At 64.8% G+C, this 4,573-nt stretch carries 5 protein-coding genes; 4 read left to right on the top strand and 1 reads right to left on the bottom strand.

Annotated elements, in window-relative coordinates:
• On the top strand, positions 1–834 hold an 834-nt coding region (locus AC1DUU_RS23840), incomplete at its 5' end, for an EamA family transporter (RefSeq protein ID WP_476785853.1).
• A 67-nt stretch (positions 835–901) separates the two neighbouring features.
• On the opposite strand, the gene AC1DUU_RS23845 is transcribed toward AC1DUU_RS23840, so the two are convergent.
• Positions 902–1,147: a DUF982 domain-containing protein gene (locus AC1DUU_RS23845; RefSeq protein WP_476785854.1), complete on the bottom strand. Its 246-nt coding sequence runs from the start codon at positions 1,145–1,147 to the stop codon at positions 902–904.
• 259 nt (positions 1,148–1,406) lie between these two features.
• On the opposite strand from AC1DUU_RS23845, the gene AC1DUU_RS23850 reads away from it, so the two are divergent.
• The 3 genes from AC1DUU_RS23850 to AC1DUU_RS23860 form a co-directional block, all read left to right on the top strand.
• Entirely contained in the window at positions 1,407–2,525 is a 1,119-nt protein-coding gene (locus AC1DUU_RS23850; RefSeq protein WP_476785855.1) for an efflux RND transporter periplasmic adaptor subunit, read from the top strand.
• Positions 2,522–3,586: an efflux RND transporter periplasmic adaptor subunit gene (locus AC1DUU_RS23855; RefSeq protein WP_476785856.1), complete on the top strand. Its 1,065-nt coding sequence runs from the start codon at positions 2,522–2,524 to the stop codon at positions 3,584–3,586. Before AC1DUU_RS23850 ends, AC1DUU_RS23855 begins: the two co-directional genes overlap by 4 nt.
• A 1-nt stretch (position 3,587) precedes the next feature.
• A partial coding sequence (locus AC1DUU_RS23860; RefSeq protein ID WP_476785857.1) for an efflux RND transporter permease subunit occupies positions 3,588–4,573 on the top strand: 986 nt, incomplete at its 3' end.

The raw sequence follows: 4,573 nt of genomic DNA on the forward strand, positions 1-4,573 counted from the left end.
ATCTGGGGCAGCACCTATCTGGTGACGACCGAGTTCCTGCCCGCCAGTTATCCGCTGACGGTGGCCATGCTGCGGGCGCTGCCTGCCGGCCTGTTGCTGCTGCTTGTGGTCCGGCAGCTGCCGCATGGCATCTGGTGGGCCCGGGTTCTGGTGCTCGGCGCGCTCAATTTCTCGATCTTCTGGTGGCTGCTATTTGTCGCCGCCTACCGCTTGCCCGGCGGCGTTGCCGCGACTGTCGGCGCGATCCAGCCGCTGATCGTCATTCTGCTCGCCCGCGCCCTGCTCGGCTCGGCCATTCGCCCGATGTCCATCATGGCTGCGATTGCCGGCATGGGCGGCGTGGCACTGCTGATCCTGACGCCGAATGCGGCGCTCGATCCGATCGGCATCGTCGCCGGTCTGGCCGGTGCCGTGTCGATGGCCGCGGGCACGGTGCTGAGCCGCCGCTGGCAGCCGCCTGTCTCACCGCTGACCTTCACGGCATGGCAGCTGACCGCCGGCGGCGTGCTCCTGCTGCCGGCTGCGCTTTGGCTGGAACCGTCGCTGCCTTCACTGACAACCGCCAACCTGCTCGGCCTCGCCTGGCTTGGCCTGATCGGTGCGGCTTTTGCTTACATTCTGTGGTTCCGTGGCATCTCGCGATTGGAGCCATCGGTGGTGTCGTCGCTCGGCTTCCTCAGCCCGATGACCGCCGTGATCCTCGGCTGGTCGGTGCTCGGCCAGTCGCTCAGCGCAGCGCAGATATTCGGCATGGTCGTGGTACTTGGCAGCGTCTGGCTCAGCCAGCGCGCCCAGCAGGGCAAGCCCGCCCCGACCAAGCTCGCGACGGGCTGACGGCCTACTCGCGGCAGGAGTTGACGGCTGCGCCTTTGCGAACGATGCACGGCTACATCGCCAAAAGTCAGGTCAGGATGCCAATTTCTTCAGCCGCAGCCTCAAAAGCGCGCTTGGCCGCCTCGCGCGTGCGGGTGCCGGCAAGGGCGGCGGAGACGGTGGCCACCGCCTCGCGATAGAGCGGGCCGCTGCGCTTGGCGTGCGGCCAGTCGACCAGCGCCTCATAGGCACCCTTGACGGTCGTGACCTCGCGCCGGGTGCTTTCCGGCCCGATGCGAACCGAGACGGGATGGTCAAAAAGCATGCGATCCATAATGGTCTCCGGCATCTTTCCGTTCGAGCATCCGATCTCCCCAACCGGCTCCCCACTTCGGGTCGGATGTTCTGCAATGCCCCTTTCAACGCACCGAAATTGCTCCGGTTCCCTGTCTCACACCGTCAAAAATCACACCCGTGTTAATTCCTTAAACCGTGACCCCAAACACGCGTCTGCGGCCCGACAACAAAGCAACTAGGCGTTGCCGGATTGTATTCGGCGTCGTAGCGTGGGTCGAAGCGATTTGGGGGTGTACATGCGACCCATGAACCCGGTCCCGTCAGGCGCGCCTGGCAGAACGCCGGCATACGCCATTTCTCCCCCGTTCCTCTCCATGCTTGCGCTTTGTCTGACCCTCGCCGCCTGCCAGAAGCAGGAGGCAGCAGAGCGGCAACCGATCTTGGTGCGCTCGGTCGAGGTCAAGCTGTMCGATTTTGCGCCAGCGACGTCGCTGACCGGCGTCATTGCCGCGCGTACCCTCAACAACCTGTCGTTCCAGGTCGGTGGTCGCGTCGCCGAACGCAGGGTCGATATCGGCCAGCGCGTGACAAAGGGCGAGGTGCTGGCTCGGCTCGACCCGCAGGAGCAGCAGTCGGACGTGAGGGCAGCGCAAGCGAGCCTTTATGCGGCGCAGGCGCAGCTGCGCCAGGCCACGGCGGCCTTCGACCGCCAAAAGACCCTGCTCGCCCAAGGCTTCACAACGCGGCGCGACTACGATCTCGCCGACCAGGCGCAGCGCGTCGCCCAAGGTGGCGTGCAAGCGGCACAAAGCCAGCTGGCCAACGCTGAGGACCGGCTTACCTACACCGACCTGAAGTCGAGCGCCGACGGCGTGGTGACAGCACGAACTGTCGAGGTCGGCCAGGTGGTGCAGGCAGCCCAGACGGTTTTCACCGTCGCCGAGGATGGCGACCGCGACGCTGTGTTCAACGTCGATGAAGCTTTGGTGGCGCGCAACCCGGTGGCACCGGCGGTGAGGATCGCGCTCATTTCCGACCCCAAGATCGAGGCGGCAGGCCAGGTGCGCGAGGTCTCGCCAGCGGTCGATCCTGCCTCAGGCTCGATCCGGGTCAAGGTGGCGGTACCCGACACGCCGGCCGAAATGCCGCTGGGAGCCGCGATCACAGGCACAATCGTGTCCGAACCCGAACCATCGATCGTGCTGCCGTGGCAGTCGCTCATGTCGGACAGTGGCCAGCCCGCGGTCTGGACCGTCGATCCCGCGACCAAGGTGGTGACGATGGTGCCCATCGAGGTGAAGTCTTTCGCTTCCGGTATCGTCGTGGTCGCCAAGGGACTGGAAATCGGACAGACCGTGGTCGCGCAAGGTGGCCAGCTGTTGAGCCCCGGCCAGGTCGTGGAGGTCGCGCCATGAAGTCCGTTACGTCCTTCGGCATCATGGCAGCGCTGGCATTGGCCGGCTGCAGCCAGGAGCAGCCGGCACCCAAGGAGGTCATCCGGCCAGTGCTGTCGCAGGTGGTCCAGCCGCAAGCACACACAGCACTAGGTTTTGTCGGCACGATCCAGCCCCAGTTTTCCGCTGATCTCGCTTTCCGCCTGCTCGGACGGCTGGTGGCACGCGATGTCAGTGTCGGCGATCAGGTGACCAAGGGAACGACCCTAGCCGCCATCGACCCGCTTTCGCTCGAACTGGCATCGCAAGCCGCGCGTGCCGACCTGTCGACAGCGGAAGCGCAATTCGCCAACGCTGCCGCCAGCGAAGAGCGCCAGCGCGCGCTGCTCGCCGAGGCCAACACATCGCAAGCCGTTTACGATTCCGCCAAGCAGGCGCTCGATTCCGCCTCGGCCAATGTCGAGCGCGCACGTGCGGCCCTTGCCAAGACAGACGAACAACTCGGCTATGCCAGGCTTTTTTCGGACTTCGACGGTATCGTGACGGAAACGGGCGCCGAGGTTGGCCAGACGGTTTCGCCGGGACAGATGGTGGTGACCGTGGCGCGCTCGGATGCGCGCGAAGCTGTCGTCGACATCCCCGACCAGCTTGTCGGCAGGCTCAACACTGGCGACGAGTTCGAGGTGGCCTTGCAGACGCTGTCTTCGCTGCGCACGACAGCCCACATCCGCGAAATCGCGCCGCAGGCCGACGCCGCGACGCGGACGCGACGGGTACGGCTGGCGCTCGCCGACCCACCAACGGCATTCCGGCTCGGCTCGACGGTGACGGCAACAAGAGTGTCCCGGGCGGACGAGACGATCGACCTGCCGCTCTCGGCGCTGCTTGAAAAAGACGGGAAGCACTTTGTCTGGGTGGTCGATCCCACGGCGTCGACGGTCAGCCTGCATGATGTGGAAGTGCGGACAAGGGATGGCGTCAGCTTCACGCTGAACGGCATCGAGCCAGGGACCCGGGTCGTGACGGCAGGCGTGAACAGCCTTGCAGAAGGCCAGAAAGTCAGAATTCCGGAAGGGGCATAGCGTGAAGGGTTTCAATCTTTCCGACTGGGCGCTGAACCACCGATCCCTGGTCTGGTACTTCATGCTGATCTTCACGATCGCGGGCGTTTTCGCCTATCTGCATCTGGGGCGCGAGGAAGACCCCAGCTTCACCATCAAGACGATGCTTGTCCAGGCCAACTGGCCCGGCGCCTCGGTCGAAGAAACCACCCAACAGGTGACCGACCGGATCGAAAAGAAACTCGAGGAGCTTGAAAGCCTCGACTACACCCGTAGCGTGACCACGGCGGGCCAGACGCTCATCTTCGTCAATCTCAAGCCGACCACCAAGGCGCGCGATGTGACCCCCACCTGGGTGGAAGTGCGCAACATGGTCAACGATATCAGGTCGCWGTTCCCGCAAGGGGTGCAGGGGCCGTTCTTCAACGACCGTTTCGGCGACGTGTTCGGCAACATCTATGCCTTCACCGCCGACGGGCTGACGATGCGTCAGCTGCGCGACTATGTCGAGACGGTGCGCACGCGCGTCCTCAGCATCCCCAATGCCGGCAAGGTCGAACTTGTCGGGGCACAGGACGAGGTCATCTACCTCGAATTCTCCACCAGGCAGATCGCGGCGCTGGGCCTCGACCAGCAGGCCGTCATCGAAAGCCTGCAGGCGCAGAACGCGGTGTCGCCGTCTGGCGTGATCCAGGCCGGGCCAGAGCGCATCGCGGTGCGTGTCAGCGGCCAGTTCACCTCGGAGGAGAGCCTGAGGGCGATCAACCTCAGGGTCAACGACCGCTTTTTCCGCTTGAGCGACGTGGCCACAATCAGCCGCGGCTATGTCGATCCGCCGACGTCGCTGTTTCGCGTCAATGGCGAGCCGGCGATCGCACTTGCCATCGGCATGAAGCCCAACGCCAACCTTCTGGATTTCGGCGCTGAGTTGGCGAAGGTGATGGACGAGGTGACGGGCGACCTACCGATCGGGGTCGGCGTGCATCTCGTTGCCGACCAGCCGGTGAT

This window comes from Aminobacter sp. P4_H6_2 (genome assembly GCF_056400805.1).